Origin of the sequence: Brevibacterium sp. HMSC22B09 (assembly GCF_001806795.1) — a bacterium.
Classification (GTDB): Bacteria; Actinomycetota; Actinomycetes; order Actinomycetales; family Brevibacteriaceae; genus Brevibacterium; species Brevibacterium ravenspurgense.
Window position 1 is genome coordinate 1 of record NZ_KV786035.1, and the last position, 4,747, is coordinate 4,747.

6 protein-coding genes are annotated in these 4,747 nt (G+C 61.1%); 3 read left to right on the forward strand and 3 right to left on the reverse strand.

All coding sequences use genetic code 11. The features are described from left to right. Positions 1 to 63: 63 nt before the first annotated feature. The gene (locus HMPREF3087_RS10205; RefSeq protein ID WP_061941380.1) at positions 64 to 546 is read right to left on the reverse strand and encodes a GNAT family N-acetyltransferase; all 483 of its coding nucleotides are present in this window, start codon (positions 544 to 546) and stop codon (positions 64 to 66) included. 169 nt (positions 547 to 715) lie between these two features. Between HMPREF3087_RS10205 and HMPREF3087_RS10210 the strand changes: the two genes are divergently transcribed. After that, positions 716 to 1,528: an exodeoxyribonuclease III gene (locus tag HMPREF3087_RS10210; protein WP_141738937.1), complete on the forward strand. Its 813-nt coding sequence runs from the start codon at positions 716 to 718 to the stop codon at positions 1,526 to 1,528. A 171-nt stretch (positions 1,529 to 1,699) separates the two neighbouring features. On the opposite strand, the gene HMPREF3087_RS10215 is transcribed toward HMPREF3087_RS10210, so the two are convergent. Together HMPREF3087_RS10215 and HMPREF3087_RS10220 are read right to left on the reverse strand one after the other, a co-directional pair. Then, the gene (locus HMPREF3087_RS10215) at positions 1,700 to 1,918 is read right to left on the reverse strand and encodes a CstA-like transporter-associated (seleno)protein (protein ID WP_070423982.1); all 219 of its coding nucleotides are present in this window, start codon (positions 1,916 to 1,918) and stop codon (positions 1,700 to 1,702) included. Between the two features lies 1 nt (position 1,919). Further along, entirely contained in the window at positions 1,920 to 2,138 is a 219-nt protein-coding gene (locus tag HMPREF3087_RS10220; RefSeq protein WP_070429036.1) for a hypothetical protein, read from the reverse strand. Between the two features lie 231 nt (positions 2,139 to 2,369). Between HMPREF3087_RS10220 and trpS the strand changes: the two genes are divergently transcribed. Both trpS and HMPREF3087_RS10230 read left to right on the forward strand, forming a co-directional pair. Then, positions 2,370 to 3,377, forward strand: coding sequence for a tryptophan--tRNA ligase (trpS, locus tag HMPREF3087_RS10225; RefSeq protein WP_070429037.1), 1,008 nt, complete (start codon positions 2,370 to 2,372; stop codon positions 3,375 to 3,377). Further along, positions 3,377 to 4,510, forward strand: coding sequence for an App1 family protein (locus HMPREF3087_RS10230; protein ID WP_176745035.1), 1,134 nt, complete (start codon positions 3,377 to 3,379; stop codon positions 4,508 to 4,510). The genes trpS and HMPREF3087_RS10230 overlap by 1 nt, the downstream gene beginning before the upstream one ends. Positions 4,511 to 4,747 lie beyond the last annotated feature (237 nt).

Here is a 4,747-nt window from a genome sequence, read left to right on the forward strand (position 1 = left end):
GAATTCTGTACTGGCGCCTCGTGCTTTGTGTTGGGGAGCGCTCAGTGAGCGCTCCCGGGCAGATCAGTGTGCTGCCAGGCGGTAGGTGAACAGAACGCGGGCGTTGTCGGGGCCTGCGTAGTTGTCGACGAGTTCGCTTTCAAAACCGAGCGAGGAGTGGAACGAAATCGCACCGGCGTTTTCCGGCAGGGCGGTTGCCTGCACGATGTCGGCGCCACGGTCGCGTGCATGCTTGATGAACGCTTCGTAGAGAAGGCGGCCGATGCCCTTGTGGCGGTAGTTGTCATGGACGGCTACCAGGTGGATGAGTGAGGGGCCTTCCACCGGGATCGCGCCCAGCAGGTACCCCACGAATTCGTTCTTGTAGCGGGCGACCAGGCCAGAAGCTGCGAACTGGCGGAACCAGTGCGGGGCGTGGTCGCGGGTGAGGTTGGTGTCACCCCAGAAGTCTTCAAGCGAATCTACGAGGAATTCGCGAAGCTCAAGAGCATCGACTTCGTCAAGGGGACTGATCTCAAGCCGTTCAACATCGAATTGTTCTGACATGGTTCCTCCTCGGACTCATTCGCCTAATGCCAACAGTGTACTCACCTCGCATTCTACTGGCCTGAGTGTTTGTCACAGATGCTCTTTGCGGGCGAGGTGGAGAAGGTGCGCGGGGCTCAGCTCGTGGTGCGTGAGGTCGGGATCTGCGGCGATGTGGGACGATGGGGCAATGCTGAGAATCGTCAATGTGAACGTCAACGGAATCCGCGCGGCTATGCGCAAGAACATGCAGGAGTGGGCGGATGCTCGTGGCTGCGACATCCTGACGCTGCAGGAGGTGCGCGCGCAGAACGACATCGCCTACGAAGTCATGGCACCGCTGGGGGAGCACGCCTATTCCGCCGATGCCGAGGCTAAGGGCCGTGCCGGTGTTGCGGTTGTCAGCGACGTGCCGGCTGTGGAAACCAGAATCGGCAACGGCGACAGCTACTTCGACCTGGCAGGCCGTTGGCTGGAAGCTGACTACCAGCTTGAGGATGGAAGCCTGCTGACCGTGGTTTCAGCCTATGTGCACTCCGGTGAGGTGGGCACACCCAAGCAGGACGACAAGTACCGTTTCATGGATCAGATGAAGATCCGCATGGACCAGCTGAAGAAGCACGCCGACTACGCCGTCATCACCGGGGACCTCAACGTCGGCCACACGGAGCTGGACATCAAGAACTGGAAGGGCAACGTGAAGAAGGCCGGCTTCCTGCCGGAAGAGCGGGCGTACTTCGATGAGTTCTTCGGCAGCCTCGGCTGGGTGGATGTCCACCGGAAGCTGTCTGGCGAAATGGACGGCCCGTACACGTGGTGGTCGATGCGCGGCAAGGCTTTCGACAACGACACCGGCTGGCGGATCGACTACCAGATGGCCACACCGGAACTTGCAGAAAAAGCCGTGCAGGCTCAGGTCGACAAGGCTCCGGCCTACGACCAGCGCTGGTCTGACCACGCTCCGCTCGTCATCGACTACGACCTCCCGACGCTGAAGGGCTGAGGTTGCTGAGGGGCCGGAGAAGGTCGGCTGCATGGCCGGAGTCTGCAGCTTAACTGGCTGACTCTTAGCCATTGCGCACAGAAAAGCGCCGGTGATGCGATTGTTCGCATCACCGGCGCTTTTCACGTGATTGGCCGCCTGGGGTTCAGGCGGCCAATCAGTCGGCGTCTGTCAGCAGCAGCGGGTTGTGGGGTTACGGTCCTGTTCGTCAGTCAGGTCCCGCCAGAATTCGCGTTTGCCCTTCGACCCTTCCAGCGTGCCGTGGCGGCGCAGGTAGGACTTCTGGTAGTTGATGAACGCGTTTGCCCCGCTGATTTCGCGCATGTACCAGTAGACCGCGGTGAACGGTTTTGCGGTGATGCGCAGAATGTCAGAAGCCGTTGTGCTCATGTCACTTTCCGTTCGCTGCGGCGGGGTCCTTGCCCACGCCGTGCTTCTCGTTCCAGGCCTTCCAGTCTGCCATGACTTCGCGTTCGGCCGTCGTCGGAATGAAGCCGGCCGGTGCGAACATCTTGGACTCTACGAAGGGGTCTTCTGCCGTGGTGAAGTTCTTCGTCGACAGTGCCTGGAAGGAACGGTAGATGGCCAGCACCACCACAAGGATGAACAAAACCGTAAAGAGACTTGAGCGGTCTCTGTACGGAACTTGGCCAAGATTACGCCTCCATGTGCCCTCTGTCACGTTATTCTGAAGATTCTTAATATGTGGGACGCCTGTTTGAGAATTTCCCGCAGAGGAGGGCAACGCTGAGTGAGCTGCCGGGTGGGGTCTCGTGACTTCCGCTTGTAAGGCTCCCCGGGCCGCTCCCGAGGTGGAATGTCCAGGTGGCAGAATGCTGTTATGACTTCTTCTGCTCCCTCTGGGCCCCAGCGGTCCCTCACCGGAATTCAGGCGACCTCAGATTCGCTCCACCTCGGGAACTACATTGGGGCGCTCGCCCCGGTTGTGGCGCTCCAGGAGGAATACGATTCCTTCCTGTTCATCGCCAACCAGCACGCCATCACGGTGGAGCAGAACCCTGACGAACTGCGCGAGCGCACCCTGCGCACCGCCGCACAATTCATTGCAGCCGGTGTCGACCCGGAACGTACGACCCTGTACGTGCAGTCACAGATTCCCGCGAACTCGCAGCTGGGCTGGGTGCTCGAATGCCAGACGGGGTTGGGCGAAGCGCAGCGCATGACCCAGTTCAAAGACAAGTCGCAGAAGAACGAGCACGTGTCGGTGGGGCTGCTGACCTACCCGTCGCTTATGGCTGCCGACATTCTGCTGTACCAGGCAGATGTCGTGCCGGTGGGTGAAGACCAGCGCCAGCACCTCGAGCTGACCCGCAACCTCGCGCAGCGGTTCAACACCCGCTACGGACAGACCTTCACGGTGCCGGAAGCCGCGATCATGAAGCAGTCGGCGAAGATCTATGACCTGCAGGACCCCAGCGCAAAGATGTCGAAATCGGCGAAGTCGCCGGCAGGATTGGTGAATCTGCTGGACGAACCGAAGGCGCTTGCCAAGAAGTTCAAGTCCGCTGTCACCGACGCGGGAACGGAAATCGCCTACGACCCCGAAAACAAGCCCGGTGTGTCGAACCTGCTGACCATTTACTCGGTGCTGGCGGATAAGCCGATCGAGCAGATCGTTGCCGACTACGAAGGCAAAATGTACGGCCACCTCAAGGTGGATCTCGCCGAACTCGCCGTCGAAGTCTTCACGCCCGTGCGGAACCGCACCAACGAACTGCTCGATGACCGTTCGCAGCTCATGGCGATTCTTGAGCAGGGACGTCAGAAGGCTGCGGCTGAAGCAGAGAAGACCCTGCGGACTGTCTACGACCGGATCGGTTTCCTCTGATGTCTCAGACGGGACCTGAATCCCGCAACGGCCGAGGTGCCGCTCGAGTCGGTCGCGGTGGCCGCGGCGGAGGTTGGGGTCAGGCCCGCGCCGGCACGGGCCACCGGCCGGTCAACCTGACCCCCGAAGCGCTGCACACTGCTGCGCGCATGGAGGACCGCTACCACGAGTGGCGGCGTGGGCGTGCGGAGAAGCGCGGTTGGAAGCCTGCGGTTGTCGCCTATGACTCCTATGGCTCCGAGACTTTCATACGGGTGCTGGGACGCATTGTGCTCAGCCCGGAGGGCGCAGAATCGCCGAAGAAAGACAGGAACGTGCGCGGCTGGCGCAACTTTGCCGCTGTGCCCTTGTCCAATGAGATTGCGTGGGTGCGCGTCGGGGGACAGGAGCACATGGTTACGGCTGATCGCGGTGGGATCATCGATGCGGTGATTCCCGGAAATTACAGCCGCGGCAAGGCCAAGCTGGAAATGTGGACCAGCGGTTCGGGCCTGGACACGGCAACTGCGCACATCATTGACGACGAGCAGCGCTTTGGAATCATTTCGGACATTGACGACACCGTGGTGGTGACTGCCCTGCCGCGGCCGTTCTTGGCGGCGTGGAATTCGTTTGTGCTCAATGAGCATGCGCGCTCGCCGGTGTCAGGGATGGCTGTTCTGTATGACCGGCTGTCGTATCTGCGGCCGAACTCGCCGATTCTGTACCTGTCGACCGGGGCTTGGAACACGCAGCCTGCACTGACCAGGTTTTTGCATCGGAACATGTATCCGTCAGGGCCTCTGCTGCTGACCGACTGGGGACCGACACCCACGCGGGTTTTCCGTTCGGGGCAGGATCACAAGCGGACGGCGCTGGAGCGTTTGGCCAGGGAGTTTCCGCACATCAAGTGGCTGTTGGTCGGTGATGACGGGCAGCACGATGAAGAAATCTACGGCGAGTTCGTCGAAAACCACCCGGAGAATGTCGCGGCTGTTGCGATTCGCCAGCTGACGGCGGGTGAGGCCGTGTGGGCCGGCGGGCGCTCCCGGGGTACGGGGCGCGGTAAGAACATTCCCTGGTTCTATGGGGCCAACGGTGCTGAGCTGGCTGAACAGCTCGAAGCCAACGGCTTTTCTGCCCTGCCCAACTAGCAGACCGCGTCCTGCCTAGGCGCTGTCTGGCTAGGTGAGCTGAGGTCGCCCCGGCCCTGCACCTCGGCACCCTGAGCTCAGCCTCGTTCTGTTGGCTTAGGTGCCAACCAAAACCTCCGCCCACGCGTTAGCAACAAAAACTCCCGATAGCAGTGGTTGCTAAAGCGCAGAACCCGGCTAAGGGGTGTTTTCTTGTTGCTAAGGCGCAGATCCCGGCTAAAGGGTGTCTTGTCTGGC